The 20,845-nt window shown below is 69.2% G+C and carries 20 protein-coding genes; 4 read left to right on the top strand and 16 right to left on the bottom strand.

Annotated elements, in window-relative coordinates; translation table 11 throughout:
- Positions 1–289: 289 nt before the first annotated feature.
- The 12 genes from flgL to flgB form a co-directional block, all read right to left on the bottom strand.
- Positions 290–1,525, bottom strand: coding sequence for a flagellar hook-associated protein FlgL (gene flgL / locus WS54_RS28770; RefSeq protein ID WP_034208596.1), 1,236 nt, complete (start codon positions 1,523–1,525; stop codon positions 290–292).
- A 17-nt stretch (positions 1,526–1,542) separates the two neighbouring features.
- Positions 1,543–3,474 carry a flagellar hook-associated protein FlgK gene (flgK, locus tag WS54_RS28775; RefSeq protein ID WP_059780803.1) on the bottom strand — a complete coding sequence of 644 codons (1,932 nt, stop codon included), beginning with the start codon at positions 3,472–3,474 and terminating at the stop codon, positions 1,543–1,545.
- A 193-nt stretch (positions 3,475–3,667) separates the two neighbouring features.
- Positions 3,668–4,423 carry a flagellar brake protein gene (locus WS54_RS28780; protein WP_034208598.1) on the bottom strand — a complete coding sequence of 252 codons (756 nt, stop codon included), beginning with the start codon at positions 4,421–4,423 and terminating at the stop codon, positions 3,668–3,670.
- A 220-nt stretch (positions 4,424–4,643) separates the two neighbouring features.
- Complete coding sequence (flgJ, locus tag WS54_RS28790) at positions 4,644–5,630, bottom strand: flagellar assembly peptidoglycan hydrolase FlgJ (RefSeq protein WP_034208599.1); 987 nt, start codon at positions 5,628–5,630, stop codon at positions 4,644–4,646.
- Positions 5,631–6,812 (bottom strand): flagellar basal body P-ring protein FlgI, encoded by a 1,182-nt coding sequence (locus tag WS54_RS28795; RefSeq protein WP_059780820.1) that lies wholly within the window; start codon positions 6,810–6,812, stop codon positions 5,631–5,633.
- A 5-nt stretch (positions 6,813–6,817) separates the two neighbouring features.
- Positions 6,818–7,507, bottom strand: coding sequence for a flagellar basal body L-ring protein FlgH (flgH, locus tag WS54_RS28800; protein WP_034208600.1), 690 nt, complete (start codon positions 7,505–7,507; stop codon positions 6,818–6,820).
- 21 nt (positions 7,508–7,528) lie between these two features.
- Positions 7,529–8,317 carry a flagellar basal-body rod protein FlgG gene (gene flgG, locus WS54_RS28805; RefSeq protein WP_034208601.1) on the bottom strand — a complete coding sequence of 263 codons (789 nt, stop codon included), beginning with the start codon at positions 8,315–8,317 and terminating at the stop codon, positions 7,529–7,531.
- 34 nt (positions 8,318–8,351) lie between these two features.
- Entirely contained in the window at positions 8,352–9,110 is a 759-nt protein-coding gene (gene flgF / locus WS54_RS28810) for a flagellar basal-body rod protein FlgF (protein ID WP_034208602.1), read from the bottom strand.
- A 19-nt stretch (positions 9,111–9,129) separates the two neighbouring features.
- Entirely contained in the window at positions 9,130–10,371 is a 1,242-nt protein-coding gene (gene flgE, locus WS54_RS28815; RefSeq protein WP_034208603.1) for a flagellar hook protein FlgE, read from the bottom strand.
- Between the two features lie 27 nt (positions 10,372–10,398).
- Entirely contained in the window at positions 10,399–11,145 is a 747-nt protein-coding gene (locus WS54_RS28820) for a flagellar hook assembly protein FlgD (protein ID WP_034208604.1), read from the bottom strand.
- A 67-nt stretch (positions 11,146–11,212) separates the two neighbouring features.
- The gene (flgC, locus tag WS54_RS28825) at positions 11,213–11,638 is read right to left on the bottom strand and encodes a flagellar basal body rod protein FlgC (protein ID WP_006477560.1); all 426 of its coding nucleotides are present in this window, start codon (positions 11,636–11,638) and stop codon (positions 11,213–11,215) included.
- Between the two features lie 40 nt (positions 11,639–11,678).
- Complete coding sequence (flgB, locus tag WS54_RS28830; protein WP_034208605.1) at positions 11,679–12,167, bottom strand: flagellar basal body rod protein FlgB; 489 nt, start codon at positions 12,165–12,167, stop codon at positions 11,679–11,681.
- A gap of 205 nt (positions 12,168–12,372) precedes the next feature.
- Between flgB and flgA the strand changes: the two genes are divergently transcribed.
- The 3 genes from flgA to WS54_RS28845 all read left to right on the top strand — a co-directional run bounded on the left by flgA (position 12,373) and on the right by WS54_RS28845 (position 14,624).
- Positions 12,373–13,659: a flagellar basal body P-ring formation chaperone FlgA gene (gene flgA / locus WS54_RS28835; protein WP_059780802.1), complete on the top strand. Its 1,287-nt coding sequence runs from the start codon at positions 12,373–12,375 to the stop codon at positions 13,657–13,659.
- Positions 13,660–13,776: 117 nt separating this feature from the next.
- The gene (gene flgM, locus WS54_RS28840) at positions 13,777–14,106 is read left to right on the top strand and encodes a flagellar biosynthesis anti-sigma factor FlgM (RefSeq protein ID WP_027785676.1); all 330 of its coding nucleotides are present in this window, start codon (positions 13,777–13,779) and stop codon (positions 14,104–14,106) included.
- A gap of 77 nt (positions 14,107–14,183) precedes the next feature.
- The gene (locus WS54_RS28845; protein ID WP_059780801.1) at positions 14,184–14,624 is read left to right on the top strand and encodes a flagella synthesis protein FlgN; all 441 of its coding nucleotides are present in this window, start codon (positions 14,184–14,186) and stop codon (positions 14,622–14,624) included.
- Positions 14,625–14,673: 49 nt separating this feature from the next.
- Here WS54_RS28845 and WS54_RS28850 read toward each other — a convergent pair whose 3' ends face one another.
- The gene (locus WS54_RS28850) at positions 14,674–16,524 is read right to left on the bottom strand and encodes a M24 family metallopeptidase (protein WP_034208609.1); all 1,851 of its coding nucleotides are present in this window, start codon (positions 16,522–16,524) and stop codon (positions 14,674–14,676) included.
- A 380-nt stretch (positions 16,525–16,904) separates the two neighbouring features.
- On the opposite strand from WS54_RS28850, the gene WS54_RS28855 reads away from it, so the two are divergent.
- Positions 16,905–17,684, top strand: coding sequence for a helix-turn-helix domain-containing protein (locus WS54_RS28855; RefSeq protein WP_059780800.1), 780 nt, complete (start codon positions 16,905–16,907; stop codon positions 17,682–17,684).
- Between the two features lie 42 nt (positions 17,685–17,726).
- Here WS54_RS28855 and WS54_RS28860 read toward each other — a convergent pair whose 3' ends face one another.
- The 3 genes from WS54_RS28860 to WS54_RS28870 all read right to left on the bottom strand — a co-directional run bounded on the left by WS54_RS28860 (position 17,727) and on the right by WS54_RS28870 (position 20,633).
- Complete coding sequence (locus tag WS54_RS28860) at positions 17,727–18,968, bottom strand: multifunctional CCA addition/repair protein (RefSeq protein ID WP_059780799.1); 1,242 nt, start codon at positions 18,966–18,968, stop codon at positions 17,727–17,729.
- Entirely contained in the window at positions 18,965–19,612 is a 648-nt protein-coding gene (locus WS54_RS28865; RefSeq protein ID WP_034208612.1) for a glutathione S-transferase family protein, read from the bottom strand. Before WS54_RS28865 ends, WS54_RS28860 begins: the two co-directional genes overlap by 4 nt.
- 61 nt (positions 19,613–19,673) lie before the next feature.
- Positions 19,674–20,633, bottom strand: coding sequence for a complex I NDUFA9 subunit family protein (locus WS54_RS28870; RefSeq protein WP_059780798.1), 960 nt, complete (start codon positions 20,631–20,633; stop codon positions 19,674–19,676).
- Between the last annotated feature and the right edge of the window lie 212 nt (positions 20,634–20,845).

Below are 20,845 nucleotides of genomic sequence, written 5' to 3' on the forward strand. Positions count from 1 at the left end.
GGGGAAAGCGCTCCTGTCGGTCGTCGGTCGCCGGCTGCCAGGGATGCGCCGGTCTGGAATCTGGCGCGAGTTTACGGAGCGGAAATGGGGCTGGCAAGCGGACCGGTACGCGGAGTCGGCAAGCGGTGCGGCCAGGTACGCAAGCGTCTGCCCACGTGAGAGAACCGGTGCGCGACCGCGCGGCCCGGCGAAGTGCCCGCCCGGGCGCGAGGCGCGCGGGGCAGCGCGCGGCGGCCCGCGCCGGCGGCGAAGTAAGCGCGCGCTCACATCGCGGCCGGCGCGTCGTGCATCAGGGGTTGATGTACTGGAACAGCGACAGGTTCTGCAACTGCGCGTAGGCCTTCTGCGAGCCCGTCAGCGCGTTCTGCATCTGCAGGAACTGGCTGATCGTCGCGACCATGTTGGTGCTCGTCAGGTCGGCCAGGTTGCTGCTGACCTGCAGCGTGTTGGTCTGGTTCACGGCCTGCATCGCCTTGATTTCCTGCTCGCGGCCGCCCACCGACGCCTGCACGGTGAGGACGTTCGTCATCATGTTGTTCAGCTTCGTCGTGCCGGTGGTCATCGCGTTCGCGAGCGCGGTCGCGGCGGCCGTGTTGCTGCTGATCGGCACCTTCAGCGCGGCGATCATCGTGTCGAGCGCCGCGAACACGTCGGTGCCGGCCTGCGGCGCGGGCGTGACCGTGAACGTGTCGCCCGGCGCCGGCTTGCCCGACACGGGCACCGACAGGCCGTTGCCGAGCGCGATCCCGGCGCCGTCCGAATACGGCTGCGCGGGGGTCGTGGTCGGCGGCACGACGGTGTTGTCGGTCACCGTGTAAGTGGGCGCCGCGGCCGTGCCGCCGAACGCGATCGTGAACTGGTGCGCGTTGGACGCGGCCGACGGGCTCGTGATCGTCACGCCGCCGATCGTGCCCGTGCCCGTGTTGCCCGCGCCGGCGAGCGGCACCGGCTGGCTGCCGAGCATCGGCACCGACAGGAACACGCTCGCGCCGTTGTCGCCCTGCGCGATCGAACGCGTGTCGGCGATCTGCACCTGGCGCGAGCCGGTGTCGCCGCTGTAGGTCACGCCGCCGCCCGGCGCGTTCGAGAACGGCGCGGTGGCCGACTGGAAGCCCGCGAACAGGTAGTTGCCCGAGCCGTCGGTCGAATTCGCGAGCGTCAGCAACTGGTCGCGATAGCCCTGCAATTGCGTCGACAACGCGGAGCGGTCGCTGTCCGACAGCGAGCCGTCGCCGGCCTGGATCACGACCGTGTGAATGCTGTTGAGCAGGTTGTTGACGCTGATGAGCGTCTGGTCTTCCTTCTGCAGCGACGACAGCGCGGCGTTCTGGTTCGACGCGTACTGCGACAGCGTCGCCGACGTCATCGACAGCTGCACGGCCTGCGCCGCGCCGAGCGGGTTGTCGGCCGGCGTCGCGAGGCTCACGCCGCTCGAGATCTGCTGGTACAGCTGCGAGAGCTGCGCCTGCTGGTCGCTCATTTGAGCGACGTTCATCTGGTAGAACTGCGCAGTGGAAATCCGCATCGCTTGGAACCCCGAAATCAGTTGAACAGGCCGAGCACGGTCTGGAACAGCGTCGACGCGGTCTGGATCACCTTCGCGTTCGCCTGGTAGAGCTGCTGGTACTGCATCAGGTTGGCCGCTTCCTCGTTCTGGTTCACGCCCGACACCGACTGCTGCGCCTGCGTGATCTGGCCGACCAGCGCGGTCTGCGCGGCGCTCGACGACTTCAGCTGGCTCGCCGTGTTGCCGATGCCGTTCACGTAGTTCGCGTACGCGCCCGTCAGCGTGGTCGAGCCGTTGCCGAACGCCTTCGAGTTGACGAGCTTCGCCAGCGCGAGCGCGTTGCTGCCGTCGTTCGTGCCGCCCGTGTTCGGCACGACCTTGAACGTGTCGCCCACCGCCGGCGTGCCGGACACCGTGACCGTGACGCCCGCCGTCAGCGTGATCGGCGAGCCGGACTGGTACGGCTGCGCGGCGCCGGTCGTCGGCGGCACGGCCGTGTTGTCGGTGACCGTGTAGGTCGGCGCGGCCGCGGTGCCGCCCATCGTGATCGTGTAGTTGTGCGGGTTGGCCGCGGCCGTCGCGCTCGTGACCGACAGCCCGCCGATCGTGCCGTTGCCGGTGTTGGTCGTCGTGGCCGACGGCACGTACGGCGCAGCCGCCGCGATCGCGGAGCCGCTCGACGTCGCGAGGCCGAAGCCGTTCAGCGCGCCGCGCGTCGGCTGCACGGTGAACTTGTCGCCGGCGCTCATCGAGCCGGACGAGAACGAGAAGTTCAGCCCGCCGATCGATGCCGGCATCGACGTCGACGTGCCGACCACCGTGCCGCTCGCGCGGTCGGTCAGCGTGTAGTTCGTGCCGTCGTACGCGAGCGTGTAGTCGCCGGTGGTCGGCTGCGCGGCGTTCGCGAACGACACGGACAGCGCCGCGTTGCCGGTATTGCCCTGGTTCGCGTACGTGATCGGCGCGCCGGTCGAAAACAGGTTGCCGCCCACCTTGCCCGACAGGTCGATGCCGAGCGCGTTCTGCGCGTTGACCTGCGCGGCGAAGCTGGTCGCGATCGCGCCGAGCTGGGCCTCGGCCGGGTCGAGCGTCTGGCTGCGGAACGCGAGCAGGCCGCCGAGCGTGCCGCCCGACAGCGACGTGTCGGACAGGAACTGGTTCGGCCCCGGCGGGTTCGCGCCGGCGATGCCCTGCGACACGACGGTCAGCTCGCTCGGGTCGGACGGCGACGTGACGGTCGCGAGCTGGTAGCTCTTGTCCGCGACGACGAGCGGCGTGCCGCCCGACATGAACACGCTGTAGCCGTCGCTGTTGCGCACCACCTGCACGCCCGCGAGATTCGACAGGTTCGACACCGCGAGGTCGCGCTGGTCCATCAGCTGGTTCGGCGGCTGGCCCTGGCTGCTCGCCGCGGCGATCTGCTGGTTCAGTTGCGCGATCTGCGCGGTGTACGCGTTGATCTGCGTGACGGTGTTCGTGAGCTGCGTGTTCACGCTCTGGCGCAGCGCGTCGTACTGCTGGCCGGCGGCCGTGATCTGGTTCGCGAGCGTCTGCGCATTGCTCATCGCGGTCTGCCGCACCGACGAGTCGGACGCGCTGTTCGCGACGTTCTGCATCCCGGTGAAGTAGTTCGTGATCGCGGTCGAGATGCCGGCCGTCGGGCTGCCGATGTAGTTGTTCAGCTGCGTGACGAGCGAATACCACGTCGACAGCGCGCCGCCCTGCGTCTGCGCGCCGTTCAGCTGGTCGCTCAGGTACTGGCTGTACTGCCGCTGCACGGTGACGGTACTCACGCCCTGCGGCATGTAGCCGCTGCTGGTGTACTGCCCGCTTGCCTCGGCATAGACGGGGCGTTCGACCGAATAGCCCGGCGTCGCGGCGTTGCTGATGTTCTGGCCGGTCGTCGTGAGGCCCCAGAGCGCGGCATTCAGGCCGCTGACGCCGAGGTTCATGAGTGTGTTGGACATGCGCGATCCTGATGAGCCGGCCGCGCTGCGGCCGCCGGGTTGCGTGACTCCCGGTATAACGGCCGCGGATCGAAAAAATTGAGGAAAAAATGCACGCGCGCCGCACGGGCGTGCGGCGCCGCTCGAAGCGGCCGGCGGGCGCGCCGGCGCCGTTGCGCGGGCGGCCCGCGACGGGCCGCCCGCCGGGTGCGCGTCAGGCCCGCGCGAGCGAGCGGCGCTTCATTTCGAGCTGCGTGATCAGCCGCTGCAGCGTGTTCTCCGCGCTGCCCGGCAGCGACATGTAGCGAAAGCCGAGCTGGTAGCGTCGCGACCCGTTCGGCATCTGCGTCGAACGCTGCGACACCAGCTGCAGGTCGAGCGACAGCTTGCCGTGGCCGGTCAGCTCGAGCTCGACGTCCGGCAGCAGCGTGCCGACCTCGAGCGCCTCGACGCGCTCGTCGGCCGTGCGCAGCCCCACGCCGCCGAGCGACAGGTTGTGCACCTCGAACAGGAAGCTTTCGCCGTCCGGCAGCTTGCCGCGGCACAGGAACGGATCGACGATCGGCGCGTCGACGCGGAAATATTCGCGGCGCTGGATGCAGACCAGCACGTCGGGGAAATCGGCGACGAACGCGGGCAGCCCCTCGTAGCGCGTCTCGCGCGGCGTGCCCGTGGCGAATTCGACGCGCACGCCCTCCGGCGCGGCCGCGAACGTGCAGTGCGACGCGCCGAGGATGCCGGCGTTCTGCTCGGACAGCGCACCCCAGTCGAACGTGAACGTCCGCGCGCCGACGTCGACCTCGAGCAGACGCGTGACGAGCTGGCCGCCGGGGTACTGGACGGTCAGGAAATCGCCGCGATTCACGAGGTTGCGCAGTTGCACGCCGATTTCCAGCGGATTGCGGCGGGCATAGTCGGGCCCGGAGTGGCCTGCATCCAGGCTGGGGTCCGTCGACGTTTCGATATTCATGGCTAGCCGGTCTTTCTTGTCATGGGCGCCCGGGGCAACCGGTGCGCGATAAAACCGGGCCAGAACGGGGGCCCGGTCGCAGGTCTCTCACACTTAGCGGCAGTGCTGACCGAAAGTTTAGATCGAAACGGCGATTTATTTCGCGCAAACGTTGAAACCGCGCGCGGCGGGGGGCCGGGCGCGGTCCGAAAGGGCGGGCGAAGCGGTGGCGGGCGGCCCGTCAGCCGATCTGCTGCATGATCGAGATCAGCTTCTTCGCGTAATTGGGGTCGGTTGCGTAGCCGGCCTTCTGCATGCCGTGCGCGAAGCCTTCGACGCTGCGGCTCGCGCTCAGCACGCCCGCGTAGCGCGGATTGTTCTTCAGCAGGTTCGCGTAATCGGTCATCGCGTGCTCGTACGAGTCGTACGCGCGGAACTTCGCGACCACGCGGCGCGGCGTGCCGTTCACGTATTCGGTGGTCAGCGCCGACACGGTGCGGCCGGTCCAGCCCTTGTTCGCCTTGATGCCGAACACGTTGTAGCTGGTCGAGCCGTCCGCCGCGCGGATCTCGCGCTTGCCCCAGCCCGATTCGAGCGCGGCCTGGCCGACGATGAAACGCGCCGGGATGCCGGTCGTCGCACTGGCCGCCTGCGCGGGGGCCGCGAGCCGGTCGACGAACGCGTCCGCGTCCTGCACGCCGCTCGCGCCCTTCAGCGGCGGCGTCAGCGCGCTGCCGGCCGAATAGCCGCGCGCGCCGGCGAGCCCGCCGTTGTTCGCCGCGTTCGCATACGCCTTGGCCATCGCGTTCATCGCGGCGAGGCTGCCTTCGTTGCCGGCCGCGCCGAGGCCGCCGGCGCCCATACCGCCCAGCCCGCCCGCGCCGACGTCGGCCGCCGTGTCGCCGCCGGCGCCTGCATTGCGCAGCAACTGCTTCATCAGCGCGTCGGCGACGCCGATCCCGCGCGTCGACATCTGCTGCGCGAGCTGCTGGTCGAGCATCGACGTGTACATCTTCGACGTATGCGAATCGAACAGCCCGCCGTCGGGCGACGCGTCGCGCATGCTCTTGAGCATCATCTGCGTGAACATCGCGTCGAACTGGCCGGCCACCGCCTTCGCGCCGGCCTGCGGCGACTGCTTCGCCTGCGCGCGCAGCGCATCGAAGCCCTGCACGTCGAGCGCGAAGCGCTGCGTGAGGTCGTTTGCGTTGGGGAGCGTGGCTGCCATTTAGATGATCTCCAGGTCGGCGCGCAGCGCGCCGGCCGCCTTCATCGCCTGCAGGATCGACATCAGATCCGCGGGCGTCGCGCCGAGCGTGTTCAGCGCCTTCACGACGTCGGCGAGATTCGCGCCGGCCGTCACCATCTTCAGCGCGCCGTTGTCCTGCTTGAGCTGGATCTGCGACTGCTGCGCCACCACCGTCTGCCCGTTCGAGAACGGCCCCGGCTGCGACACCACCGGCTGCGTGTTGACGACCACCGACAGGTTGCCGTGCGCGACCGCGCAGCTTTGCAGCGTGACCATCTGGTTCATCACGATCGAGCCGGTGCGCGCGTTCAGGATCACCTTCGCGGCGGCCTTGTCCGGGCTCACGTCGAGGTTCTGCAGCCGCGCCATGAACGCGACCTGCTGCGCGGAGTCGGCCGGCGCCGCGAGCTGGATCGTGCGGCCGTCGAGCGCCGTCGCGGTGCCCGGGCCGAAGCTCGAATTGACCGCGGACACGATCCGCTGCGCGGTGCCGTAATCCATGTCGTTCAGTTGCAGTTGCAGCATGCCGTTCATCTGCGCGACCGCGTTCGGCACCGCGCGCTCGACGATCGCGCCGCCGACGATCCGGCCGGCCGCGAGCTGGTTCACCTGCACGCGGCTGCCGTTCGCGCTGGCCCCCGCGCCGCCGACCGCCATGTTGCCCTGCGCAAGCGCGTACACCTGCCCGTCCGCGCCCTTCAGCGGCGTGAGCAGCAGCGTGCCGCCGCGCAGGCTCTTCGCGTTGCCGAGCGACGACACGGTCACGTCGAGCGCCTCGCCCGGCCGCGCGAACGGCGGCAGCGTGGCCGTCACCATCACGGCCGCGACGTTCTTCAACTGCATGTTGTTCAGCGACGACGGGCCGCCGTTGGCCGAACCGTTGTTGATCGAGATGCCGAGGTTCGCGAGCATGTTCGCGAGCGTCTGCGTCGTAAACGGCGTCTGCATCGTCTGGTCGCCCGTGCCGTCGAGGCCGACGACGAGGCCATAGCCGATCAGCGGGTTGTCGCGCACGCCCTGGATCTGCGCGAGATCCTTCAGGCGCTCCGCGTGCGCGGGCGCGGCGCCGAGCACGCACGCGGCTACGGCCGCGAACGCGACGGCGAGCCGCGCGGCCGTCTGCGCGCGGGCCGACAGGCGGCTGAACAGGGTCGTCTGCATCGTCGTCACCACGGCGCGATGTTGAGGAAGAAGCGCTGCAGCCAGCCCATCGTCTCGGCTTCGTTGATGTAGCCCTTCGACGAGTATTCGATCTTCGCGTCGGCGACCTGCGTCGAATAGACCGAGTTCGCGCCCGAGATCGTGTTCGGGTTGACGACCCCCGAGAAGCGCACGAATTCGTTGCCCTGGTTGATCAGCATCTGCTTCTCGCCGCTCACCACGAGGTTGCCGTTCGGCAGCACGTTGGTGACGGTCACCGTGATCGTGCCGTTGAACGTGTTCGCCGCGCTCGCGCCGCCGGTGGCCGCGAACTTGTTCGCGCCGGTGGCCGACAGGTTCGCCTTCGCGAACAGCCCGCCGAGGAAGCCGGCCGTCGGCACGTTGAAGTCGGTGTTGCCCTGCCGGTTCGTGTTCGCGCCCGACGACTTGGTCGCGTTGATGTTCTCCGCGATCATGATCGTCAGGATGTCGCCGACGTTGCGCGGCCGCTGATCCTCGAACAGCGGCCGCCCCGCGTAGCCGGGGTTGTAGATCGAGCCGGGCGCCTGCATCGACATCGGCATCGGCGGCTGCGCCGTCATCGGCTGCTGGATGATCGGATCGCGCGGGATCTGCGCGCAACCGGCGAGCGCCGCCACCGCGACCGCGCAGGCGGCGCGGACGGTGGCTGACGAGGGGAGGCGAACCTGCTTCATGGCGACGACGGGACGTTCCGGTTAGCTCTTCATCTGCGTGACGGTCTGCAGCATCTGGTCGGACGTCGTCACGGCCTTGCTGTTGATCTCGTACGCACGCTGGGTCTGGATCATGTTGACGAGTTCCTGCACGACGTTCACGTTCGACGCCTCGACGTAGCCCTGGTTGAGCACGCCCGCGCCGTTCAGCCCCGGCTGCGACACGTTCGGCGCGCCCGACGACGTCGTTTCCGCGAACAGGTTCTCGCCCTTCGCCTCGAGGCCGGCCGGGTTGATGAAGGTCGCGATCTGCAGCGAGCCGATCTGGACCGCGTTGTTCGAGCCCGGCTGCGTGACCGACACGACGCCGTCCTTGCCGATCGTCAGCGACTGCGCGTTCTGCGGCACGGTGATCGCCGGCAGCACCTGGTAGCCGCTCGACGTGACGAGCTGGCCCTGCGCGTTGGTCTGGAACGACCCGTCGCGCGTGTACGCGTTGGTGCCGTCCGGCATCAGCACCTGGAAGAAGCCCGCGCCGTTGATCGCGACGTCCTTCGAGTTGCCGGTCTGCGTGAGGCCGCCCTGCGTGTACAGGCGCTCGGTCGCGACCTGCTGCACGCCGGTGCCGAGCTGCAGGCCCGACGGCAGCTCGGTCTGCTGCGTCGAATTCGCGCCGGGCTGGCGGATGGTCTGGTACAGCAGATCCTCGAACACCGCGCGCGACGCCTTGAAGCCGTTCGTGCTGGTGTTCGCGAGGTTGTTCGAAATCACGTCCATCTGCGCCTGCTGCGCATTCATGCCGGTGGCGGCGATGTAGAGCGAACGGTTCATTTTTCAGGTCTCCTGCGTAGGCTGGCGCGGGCGCTCAGCTGAAGTTGAGCAGCTGGTTCGCCGTCTGCTCGTTCTGGTCGGCGGTCTGGATCAGCTTCGACTGAAGCTGGAACGCGCGCGCGTTGTCGATCATCGCGACCATCGCGGTCACCGGGTTCACGTTGCTGCCTTCGAGCGAATTCGGCGTGACGACCACGTTCGGGTCGACGTCGGCCGGATTGCCGTCGGCGGTGCGGAACAGCCCGTCGTTGCCGCGCGTGAGCGTGGCCGGATCGGGGTTCACGAGCTTCAGCTGGTCGACGATCGCGACCGCCGTCGGCGGGTCGCCCGGCATCAGCGCGGACACCGTGCCGTCCTTGCCGATCGTCACTTCCGCGTTGGGCGGCACCGAGATCGGGCCGCCGTTGCCGACCACCGGCAGGTTGCTCGCGTTGACGAGCTGGCCGTTTTCGTCGACGTGCAGGTTGCCGGCGCGCGTGTACGCCTCGCTGCCGTCGGCCGTCTGCACCGACAGCCAGCCGGGACCCTGCACGGCGACGTCGAGCGGATTGCCGGTGCGCGTGATCGGACCCGGCGCGTAATCGGCGCCGGGCGTGGACGACAGCACGTAGGTGCGCGTCGTCGCCGGGTCGACGTTGCTGCCGTCGCCGAAATTCATCGGCACCGCGCGATACGTCGCGAGCTGCGCGCGAAAACCCGTCGTCGACGCGTTCGCGAGGTTGTTCGCGACGATCGCCTGCTGGTCGAGCGACTGCGACGCGCCCGTCATCGCCGTATAGATCAGTCGGTCCATGGCTGCCGGTTGTCCGCGCTTACAGGTTGATGAGCGTCTGGTCGACGGTCTGCTGCGTCTTGATCGTCTGCGCGTTCGCCTGGTAGTTGCGCTGCGCGGTGATCAGGTTGACGAGCTGCGACGTGAGGTCGACGTTCGAGTTCTCGAGCGCGCTGCCCTGCAGCGTGCCGTGGTTCGTGCTGCCCGGCGCCGAGATCTGCGGCACGCCCGACGCGGCGGATTCCGCGTACTGGTTGCCGCCGAGGTTCACCAGCCCGTTCGGGTTGTTGAAGTTCGCGAGCGCGATCTGGCCGAGCACGGCGGTCTGGCCGTTCGAGTAGTTGCCGGTCAGCTTGCCGTCGGCGCCGATCGAGTAGGTCGTCAGCGTGCCGCTCGCGTAGCCGTCCTGCGCGAGGTTGTTCACGCCGTCCTTGCCGCCGTACTGCGTCGTCCCGGTCAGGTCGAGCGTGAGCTGTTGCGGCGTCGCCGAGCCGTCGGTGTTCGGCACGGTGAACTGGAACTGGCCGAGCGATGCGGTCGGCGTGGCCGGCGTGCCGGTCGTCGTGCTCGAGATCGCCCCGGCCGAATTGAACGTGATCGTGCCGAGATCGGTCGTCGCGCCGCCCTGCACGCCCGCGTACGCTTCCCACGTGCCGGCCGCCGACTTCACGAAATACATGTTGACCGCCTGCGAACCGCCGAGCGAGTCGTACACCTGGATCGCAGTCGAGTAGTTGTACGTCGTGTGGTCGTTCGGGTCGAACGGCGTCTTGGTCGGCACCGTGTCCTGCGAGTTCAGGTTGAACTGGCCGGTGATCCTGGTCGTCGCGGTCGGCGCGATGTTGGTGGTCGGCGCCTGCAGCGGCACGGTCTGCGCGGTGTTGATCACGCCGTTCTTGTCGGCCATGTACCCCATCAGGTTCATGCCCTGCGCGTTGACGATGTAGCCGTTCTTGTCGCGCTGGAACGTGCCGTCGCGCGAGTACGTCGTCACGCCGTTGTTCGACATCTGGAAGAAGCCGTTGCCGTTGATCGCGACGTCGAGCGACGAGTTCGTCGTATTGATCGTGCCCTGGCCGAACTGCTGCTGCACCGAGTTCAGCGTCGTGCCGATGCCGATCTGCGTGTTGACCGACGTCGCGACCGAGTTCGCGTACATGTCGGCGAACTGCGCGGTGCTCGACTTGAAGCCGACCGTGTTCGCGTTCGCGATGTTGTTGCCGATCACGTCGAGTGCGTTCGATGCGCCGGCGAGGCCGCTCAGACCCTGTTGATAACCCATTTCGGTCTCCGTTACGAGAAAGCTCGATCAGTTGGTGGTGGTGTCGCCGGACGAGGACGACTTGGTGTTCGGGAAGATCGACGCAACCTGGGTGAGCCCCACCGTCGTGCCGTTCGACAGCACCAGCCCCGCGGTGCCGTCCGCCTGCTTGATCACGCTCTGCACCTGCGACGCGGCCAGCACGGTCGGCGCGTAGGTCTTGCCGTCGGTGCCGGTGTACTGCGCGCTAACCGTGTAGTTGCCGTCCGGCAGCGCGTTGCCGGCCGCGTCGGTCGGCGTCCAGTTGAACGGCACGGTGCCGGCCGACTGCGCGCCCGCGTTGATCGTGTTCACGACGACGCCCGCCGAGTTCTTCACGGTGATCGTCAGGTTCGACACGTTGCTCGTGAGCGACACGCCGAACGGCGACGCCGCGCCGCTCTTCACCGCGACGCCGTTGCCCGGCGCGAGCACGTTCGTGCCGATCAGCAGCGCGGCCTGCGTCTGCTGGCCGGCCGCGAGCTGCGTCGACAGCGACGTGAGCGACGTGTTCAGTTGCGCGATGCCGCTCACCGTGTTGATCTGCGCGAGCTGCGACGTCATCTGCGAGCTGTCCACCGGGCTCGTCGGATCCTGGTTCTGCAGCTGCGTGACGAGCAGCTTCAGGAACGTCGCCTGCAGGTCGCTCGCCGACGTGCCGTTGGTCGACGACACGTTGTTGGTGTTCATCGTGTCGGTCGGCAGCGTCGACACGCTGGTGCCGTTGCTGCCGATCGTCGTGTTGGAGGAAGTCATCCTGGGTGGCCTTGTGTCGGAACTGTCGGTCCGGGTCTCGGTAGGGAAAGGTCGGGCGGCGCGCGGCTTACGAGCCGATCGTCAGCGTCTTGAGCATCAGCGTCTTCGCGGTGTTCAGCGTCTCGACGTTGGCCTGGTACGAGCGCGACGCCGAGATCATGTTCACCATCTCCTGCACCGGATCGACGTTCGGCATCTGCACGTAGCCGTTCGCGTCGGCGGCCGGGTTCGCGGGGTCGTACGTCGATTTCATCGGCGACGGGTCGTCCATCACCTTGGTCACGCGCACGCCGCCCACGCCCTGGCCCGACGCGGTGCGCGCGCCGCCGAGCGGATCGGTCGCGAACACGACCTGCTTGGCCTTGTACGGCTTGCCGTCGGGGCCGGTCGCGCTGTCGGCGTTCGCGAGGTTCGACGCGGTGACGTTCAGGCGCTGCGATTGCGCGGACAGCGCCGAACCGGCGACGCCGAAGATGTTCATCAACGAAGGCATGGAGGCTCCTTGTGCCGGGGTCCGGATTCGGACACGGCGCTTACGAGTTCGTCGTGATCGCGGCGATCATCGCCTTGATCTGCTGGGTCATCACGGTCATCCCGGTTTCGTAGTGCAGCGCGTTGTTCGCGAACTGCACGCGCTCGACGTCGAGATCGACCGTGTTGCCGTCGAGCGACGGCTGCAACGGCATCCGGTATTGCGCGCGGCCGTAGTCGTCCGACGGGCCGCCGGTCGGGATCAGCTTCGCGGTGCCGGCCATGTGGCCGGGCGCCGTCGACACCATCGACATGCCGCTCGTCACGCCGGCCGGCTGCGCCATCGGCAGTTGCGCGGCATTGCTCGGCGCCAGGCCGCCGCTCGCCTGCTTCAGCGAGCGCGCGAGCGTCGACGCGAAATCGACGTCGCGGGCCTGGTAGCCGGGCGTGTCGGCGTTCGCGATGTTCGACGACAGCAGTTCCTGCCGGTAGGCGCGCACGTCGAGCGCCTGTCGGCCGAACGCGAATTCCGCATCGAGTTTGTCCAGCATGTGTGCGTCTCTCCGTATGAAGCGCTGCACGCCCCCCGCGCCGGATGGCGACCCGAGAGGCTTTTTTCCATGACAGCGATGGTAGGCGCGGGACGCAACCGGCAATCGGACGAATAACGCGGCAAAGCCCCCCTCTATTCATCGTTTGCGCGACGGCTCGCCTCCCTAGAATGCGAATCGGATCAACGGCTTCGAGGACACGGCAATGGCACGCAGCGCATTTCGCGAATACGCCGGACGCGGCACGCGCCTGCGCCGTGCGTTCGCGCTCGCCGCGGCGCTGTGGGCCGCGGTGCCGGCCGCGCACGCGGACGACGGGACGATCGTGATTCCCGGCCGCGGCGAGACGGCGGAGACCGCGCTCGCGCACGCCAATGCGGCGAGCGGCGGGCAGTTCGGCGGGAAAGCGGGGACGAGCGCGGGTACGGGCGCGGATGCGGCCATGGGTGGTGCGGCGGGTGTCGCGGCGGGCGGTGCCGGCGGGTTGATCGGCATGGCCGGTGCGGCCGCCGGCGGCGCTTCCGGCATGCCCGGCGCCGTCGGCATGACCGCCAACGGCTACACGGCGCAGCCGGCCGGATCGATGGCGGTGACGAGCGTTCCGGCCCCTGCGCCGGTACCGGCGCCAGCACCACGCCCCGTCTACGCAGCAGCCCGCGCGAATGCCGCAAACGCCGCTTACGGCGCGCCGCGCGCCGTCGATCCCGGCGGTGTCGCGACCGTCGTTGCCGGCACCGGTACCGCCGAATCCGCGTCGCCCCCCCGGCAGGCGCTTGCCGCCCGCATCGCCGCGGCGCGCGCCGCTTCATCCGCGCCGGCCCCGCGTGCACCGGCGGCGGCCGAGCCCACGGCACAGCCGACGCCGCCCGGCCGGCAAGACCCCGAAACGATCCGGCGCGCGGCGCTCGCGTTCCTGCAGCAGCAGATCGCCGGCCTGCCCGGCAAGACCACCGCGACCGTCACGACCGCCTTTCCGCGCGGGCTCGCCGCGTGCACGACGCTCGAACCGTTCCTGCCGACCGGCGCGCGCCTGTGGGGCCGCACGACGGTCGGCGTGCGCTGCGCGGGCGAGCGGCCGTGGACCGTCTACCTGCAGGCGAAGGTCGCCGTGCAGGCCACCTATTACGTCGCCGCGCGCCAGATCGCGCCCGGCGAGCCGCTGTCCGCGGCCGACCTCGTCGCGCGCGACGGCGACCTGACGGTGCTGCCGCTCGCGGTGATCACCGATCCGGCGCAGGCGATCGGCGCGACCGCCCTCGCGCGCATCTCGGCCGGCCTGCCGCTGCGGCAGGACATGCTGAAGAGCGCCGCGTCGGTGTCGGCCGGCCAGACGGTGCGGGTCGTCGCGGCCGGCCCCGGCTTCACGATTTCGGCGGAGGGCAGCGCGCTCGCGAATGCGGCGCCGGGCCAGTCGGTGCGGGTGCGGATGGCGGCCGGGCAGATCGTCACGGCAATCGTCAAGGACGCCGGCACCGTCGAAATTCCGCTGTAGGGACGGATCTGCCGCAAGAATGTAAAGAATTGTTTATTCGGAGCATTTCGGGCGCGCGATGCTAAAGTTCGGGCCGACCCGGCCGTTATCTGGGTCAAACCGTACAGGAAACCCATCGTGAAGATCGATTCCACTCCGAAACCGAGCCCCCTCGCGCCGACCGGCACCGGCGCGGCCCGTGCGCAGTCCGGCACGGCCCAGTCGTCCGGGCAGGCAGCCGACGCTGGATCGACCGGCGGCGACACGACCGTGAACCTGTCGGGTCTGTCGGGCCAGCTGCGTTCGGTATCCGCGTCGGGCGACGCCGATATCGACACGGGCCTGGTCCAGTCGATCAAGGACGCGCTGAACAACGGCACGCTGACGATCGACGCGAACAAGATTGCCGACGGCGTATTGAACACCGCCCGCGAACTGCTGCAGCAGCAGCGCCCGCAGGGCAGCTAATCCCGGCCTCGTGGCCGGTTCACCCGGTTTGCCGGCGCGCGCAGCACTGCACGCACCGGCGCGACGAGCATGACGCGATGAGAGAAGAGCTGCTGGCCACGGTCAACGACGAACACGCGACGGTCGAAGCGTTCGCGTCCCTGCTCGTCTACGAGGAAAAGGCGCTGACGACGGCCGAGCCGCTCGAGATGCTGCCCGGGATCGTCGAGAAGAAAAGCGCGCTGATCGACCGGCTCGCGCAGCTCGAACGCACGCGCGACACGCAGCTTTCCGCGCTCGGCTTTCCGGCCGGCAAGAAAGGCATGGACCAGGCGGCCGAGCGCGATGCACGCCTCGCGGGCCGCTGGCAACTGCTGCAACAGGCCGCCGAACGCGCGCGCCAAGCCAATGCGAACAACGGGATGCTGATCCGGATCCGGATAGACTACAACGAGCGCGCGCTCGCGGTGCTGCGCTCGGCGCCCGCGCCGGCCGGCGTGTACGGCCCCGACGGACGCGTCTCGGCGCTGACGCGCTGACGTCGCGCCGCGCGGCCGCCCGGCGGCCGCGCCCCTGCCTCCCCCGTCGTTACAACAGCGGACACGCGGTGACCTGCGTGCCGCGCTCCGCGCACAGCCGCTCGTAGTCGCGCAGATACGCGCGCTCGGCGTCGTCCAGCAGGTCGAGATCGATCAGATCCCAGTCGTAGCCGACCGTCACGACGTTCTCGAACGTCACGGTGCCCGGCTGCGCGTCGTCCGGCCGCACGATCACGATGTTCTCGATCCGCACGCCGCCCTTGCCCGGAAGGTAGATGCCCGGCTCGACCGAAATCACCGCATTCGGCACCAGCCCGTACCGCGCGCCCGGCGCGAATCGCACGCCGCCCTCGTGGACGTGAATCCCGACGCCGTGCCCGGTACCGTGGCCGAAATCGTAGCCATGATCGCGACACACCTGCCGCACCAGCGCATCGACGTCGCCGCCCGTCGCGCTTGCCGGAAAGCGCGCGACGAGCCCCTTGATGCAGGCCTTCAGCGCGACCGTGTATATCTCGCGCTGCCACGGCTGCGCGACCGTGTCCGGCCGCGTGCGACGCAGCACCACGCGCGTGCAGTCCGTCGCGAAGCCGGCTTCGTAGTACGCGCCGCTGTCGAGCAGCACGAGTTCGCCTTCGGTCAGCTCGACGTCGGCGCTCGCCGCCGTGTAATGCGCGAACGCGCTGTTCGCGCCGTTCGCCGCGATCGACGGAAACGACAGCGCGACCGCCGAGCGTGCGCCGTACGCGTCGTTGATCGTGCGCGCAAGGTCGTACTCGGTGTGGCGCACGCCCGGCTCGCCGGTCTTCGCCCAGCGCATCGTCTCGGCGATCGCCGCGGAGCTGCGCGCGAACGCGTCGCGAAAGTGCGCGAGCACCGCCGACGTCTTGCTCGCGCGCATCGCCTCGACCGGGTTGAAATCGGCGTGCCGCGCGTGCGGCCACACCCGTTTCACCGCGTCGACGAGCGCGCAGTTCACCGATTCGAAGCCATAGCACACGTGCTCGACCGCGAACTGCGCGAGGAAGCGCTCGAGCGCGGCGACGTCGCGGCGGATCACGTGCAGCGCCGGATACGAATCGAGCGCGACCTCGCAGCGGTCGCAGCCTTCCGGCAAAAACAGCGCCACCTGATCGCCGATCGCGAACAGGAAACCGAGGTGCGACGACGTATTCGGGATGTGATAGCCGCGGCTGTTCAGCAGATACGCGAGATCGTCCGACGCGCAGGTGAAGAACGCCGTCTTGCCGTCCGCCGCGCCGGTATGCGCGGCGAGCCGGCAGTTCAGCGCGTCGAGGTTCTGCGCGACGCTCACGCCGGTCACCGTTGCAGGGATCTCGAAGATCGGCCGCTCGACGTTCCAGCCCGGCAGCGCGATCGCACGATCGATCTCGCGATCGGCGAGGCTCGCCCAGTCGAGCGACGCGGCCTGCGTCTCATCGAACAGCCGGTCGCGCTGCGCGACGCTGATCCGCCGCGCGTCGTAGCCGACCCGCGCGAGCCGGCTCGCATGCGCGACCAGCCAGTCGGCCATCGCCTGCCAGATCGTCACGTCGATGCCGAGCTTCTCCACCCGCACGCGCGCCGGATCGCACTGCTCGTCGGCCTGGAAGTGATAGCGGCCGTCGACGAACAGCACGAACGGCGGCACGCCGAGCGCCTGCGCGGTCGCCGCGCTCAGGAAGATCCCGCAGCCGGCCGAGCCGTCGAAGCCGGACACCGCGTAGCGCGGGTTGTTGCTGCGCGGCAGGTACTCGGTCACGTATTCGTCCTGCGACGTGATCACCACCGCGTCGAGTCGCGCGGCATCGAGCAGGCGCGACAGGCCGGCCTGGGTCTCGGCGACGGACGCGTCGTACGGGGGAAGGCCGGAAAAGCTGTATTTCAGTCGATCGATCATCGGATGCCCGTTATTCATTGTTGTCGGCGGCCGGCGGCGCGTCGCGGCATCGCGCCTGCCCGCCCGCGCACGTCGCCGCGGCCCAGGTCGCGCCTGGCGCGACGCGCGGCCGGGCCGCACCGCGGTTCCGGCGGCCGCCCTCGGGAAATTTTCGTCTCACTTAACTTTGTTTGATGCGCGACAGAATCTAGAGCAGGCCGAAATCGAGGTCAAGCCAAAATTTTCGTAGGACTAAAATCGGCGCGTGGCCTGCGGATCCCGGCACAACGCCGATTCCCGATTCGCGCGGCGATGCCGCGCGGTACAATGCGCCGGCCTCCGCCCCGGCGACCGCCCCGCCGCTGCGCCCGCGCCCCGACTCGTTGCCACGAAAGAGATTCATGGATTCAGACCTCATGCGTATCGGCCAGCGCATTCGCCGCCTGCGCCGGGAAGCGAAGAAGACGCTGCTGGAAGTCGCGACCGAGGCGAACCTGTCGGTCGGGTTCCTGTCGCAAGTCGAGCGCCATCTGACGGGCATCTCGCTGTCGTCGCTCGTCAACGTCGCGAAGGCGCTGGGCGTGCCGCTCGGCACGCTGATCGCGCAGCCGCGCCAAGTGCAGCCCGATTCGCACGAGGGCAGCCGCAAGCCGTATGCGCTCGACGCCGCGTCGCAGTGGTACGAGCGGCTGTCCACCACGTTCGACGGCAGCCAGATCAACGCACTGAAAGTGCAGATGATGGAAGGCTACCGGTCGGAATGGGTCGCGCACGGCGGCGACGAATTCGTGTACGTGCTGGCCGGCCGCATCTGCTACACGGTCGGCAAGAAGAATTACCCGCTGGCGCCCGGCGATTCGCTGCACTTCGACGCGCGCAAGCGGCATCGCGTGGCCAATGTCGGCGACGGGCCGGCCGAGCTGATCACCGTCAGCACGCTGCCGCTGTTCGACGACAGTTCGGCGGAATCCGTGTCCGCGACGGCGGAAATCAGGCAGTCGAAGCCCGGCAAGTCGCGCGCGAGCCGCCGCGCGCCGGCGCCCAAACGGGATGATCGCGACGCTGCCGCGGCACGGCCGTCCAAGGTCGACGCAGCCGACAGGAAGGTATCGGCGAAACCGCGCGTGGCCGCCGGCAAACGCCCGGCGGCCGCGACGCCGGCGCGCAACAAGAAACCGTAACGGCCGACGGGCGCACATGCCGCGCGCGCGGTCGCGCGCCGACTATTCGCCGATCGCGAGCGCCTGCGCGACGGCCTGGATCCGCGCGCGATGCACGGCTTCCTTGATCTTCTCCGTGTCGGCGCCGACGCCGCGTGCGATCGCGCCGGCATCGACGCTGCGCGCGGCCGCGAGCGCGACGCGCAACCGCTCGGCCTGCGGATACGGCTGCGCATCGAGCCCGAGCCGGCCGCGCGCATCCGCTTCGCAGGCCTGCAGCAGCTCGGCGAAGCGCGCCGGCTTGCGCAGCGCGTCGCTGCGCTCGAAGAGCCGCACCAGCGCGGCCGCGCCCATTTCCATCACGCGATGCAGGTTGCCGTGCTCGCGCGCGACCACCAGCGCGAGATCGCGACATTCGTTCGGCACGCGCAGCCGCTCGCACAACGGCTTGAGCAGCTCGACGCTGCGGCTTTCGTGGCCGACGTGGCGCGGCAGCACGTCCGCAGGCGTCGTCCCCTTGCCGAGATCGTGCGTGAGCGCCGCGAAGCGCACCGCCAGCGAGTAGCCCTGCTTCGCCGCGTAGTCGACGACCATCATCACGTGCACGCCGGTGTCGACTTCCGGGTGGTAATCGGGGCGCTGCGGCACGCCCCACAGTGCGTCGACCTCGGGCAGGATGCGCGCGAGCGCGCCGCAGTCGCGCAGCACCGCGAACATCCGCGACGGCTTCGCCTCCATCAGCCCGCGCGCGATCTCCTGCCATACGCGCTCGGGCACGAGCGCGTCGACCTCGCCCGCGTCGACCATCCGCCGCATCAGCGCGAGCGTTTCGTTTGCGACCGTGAAATCCGCGAACCGCGCGGCGAAGCGCGCAATGCGCAGGATCCGCACCGGATCCTCGACGAACGCGTCGCTCACGTGCCGGAACACGCGCGCGCGCAGGTCGGCCTGCCCGTCGAACGGATCGATCACCGGGCCGACCAGCGCACCCTCCGGGCTCACCTCGCGCGCCATCGCGTTGATCGTCAGGTCGCGCCGCGCGAGATCCTCGTCGAGCGTCACGTCCGGCGCGTAATGGAACTGGAAGCCGTGATAGCCGGCCGCCGTCTTGCGCTCGGTACGCGCCAGCGCGTATTCCTCCTGCGTCTGCGGATGCAGGAACACCGGGAAATCCTTGCCGACCGGCCGGAAGCCCTGCGCGGTCATCTGCTCGGGCGTCGCGCCGACCACCACGTAGTCGCGGTCCTGCACCGGCACGCCGAGCAATTCGTCGCGGATCGCTCCGCCTACTGCGTAGATGTTCATGGCTGGGGTTCGTATTCGGCGATCACGTTGGTTTCGCGGCGCGCGGCATCGATCCAGCGCTGCACCGCCGGCAGCGCCGTCACGCGCGCCGCATAGCCGGCCGCCTCCGGCGACAGCGCCGGCGCATACGTGTTGAAGCGCATCACGACGGGCGCATACATCGCATCGGCGATCCCGAATTCGCCGAACAGGAACGGCCCGCCCGATGCCGCGATGCATTCGTTCCACAGCGCGTCGATGCGCGCGACGTCGGCGAGCGCCTCGGGCGTCGCGCCGCGCCCCGGCATCGACGCGCGGATGCTCATGCCCATCTGCGTGCGCAGCGCCGTGAAGCCCGAATGCATCTCGGCCGATACGCAGCGCGCATGCGCACGCGCGAGCGGGTCGGCCGGCCACATCGGGAATTGCGGATAGCGCTCGGCGAGCGTCTCGGCGATCGCGAGCGAATCCCAGATCGCCATGCCGTGATCGTCGATCAGGCACGGCACCTTGCCGGTCGGCGAGTATTCGCGGATGCGTGCGGCCGAGTCGTCGCGGCGCAGCTCGACCACGATCTCGTCGAACGGGATGCCGAAATGCGCGAGCAGCAGCCACGGCCGCATCGACCACGACGAATAGTTCTTGTCTCCGATGACGAGCTTCATGATGGGGTTCCGAAAAACGCAAACAAAGAAAAGGGCCGACCCGCGGCGCCGCGCGCGGGCGCTAGCGACGCGAGCGGAACCAGTCGAACCGCGAGCGCCTGGTCGCTTCGCCGAGATACGCGGGCGCAATGCTTTCCAGACTCGCGGGCGAGATCCCGAGTTCCGGCGCGAGCGGCCCCGACAGCACGTTCGGCACCGACATCGTCGCGAGATTGTCGCGCGTGAGCACCGGCTCGCCGGGCAGGCATTCGAACACGCTCGCCTGCAGCCGCGCAAGCGCGTCGGGCAGCCGCACGATGCGTGCCTGCCGGCCGACCAGCGTGCCGCAATAGCGCACCAGTTGCTCGAGCGTGTAGACAGTCGGGCCGCCGAGTTCGTAAGTCTTGCCGTGCGCGGCCGCGAGATCGAGCGTGTTGACGAACGCGCGCACGACGTCGCCGACGAATACCGGCTGAAAGCGCGCGTCGGGCATCGCGAGCGGCAGCACGGGCACCGTGCGCTGCAGGTTCGCGAACGTGTTGAGGAATGCGTCGCCCGGGCCGAACACGACCGACGGACGGAAGATCGTCAGCGCGAGCGAATCGGTGGCCGCAACCGCATGCAGCGCGGCTTCGCCGTCGCCCTTCGAGCGCTGGTACATGCTCGCGCCGTGCGAATCGGCGCCGAGCGCGCTCATGTGCAGCACGCGCCGCACGCCGACCTCGACGCATGCCGCGGCCAGCGCGGCCGGCAGCGCGACGTGCGCGCGCTCGAAGCCCGGCCCGTACGGCGTGCCGCGGCCGCCGTGCAGCACGCCGATCAGGTTGATCGCCGCGTGCGCGCCGGCGACGAAGCGCGCGAGCGTGCGCGTGTCGAGCGCATCGAGTTCGACGATGTCGACCGGCAGCATCTGCAGGTGGCGCGCGTGGTCGCGCCGCCGCGTGCCGATCCGCACGTGCTTGCCGGCCTCGATCAGCGCATTGACGAGCCGGCTGCCGATGAAGCCGGTGCCGCCCAGCAGCGCGACGGTGTGGCGATCCATGTTCGGGACCTCCGAGGGGCTGTTCACGCTAATAACGGGCTTGCGCTGGCCGCCAGAAGGGCCGAGCGCAAGGATTGCGACGAAGCGAATACTCGACGTATTCGCAAGGAGCATGACGCAGCGAGCGGCCCTTCTGGCGGCCAGCCCCATTCATGATTTTTCCAGGTCAGGGGAACGAACCTGGCCGACCGCATTGCGGCGTCGCGCGTCGC

Source organism: Burkholderia sp. NRF60-BP8 (assembly GCF_001522585.2).
In the GTDB taxonomy this organism is placed as follows: Bacteria; Pseudomonadota; Gammaproteobacteria; order Burkholderiales; family Burkholderiaceae; genus Burkholderia.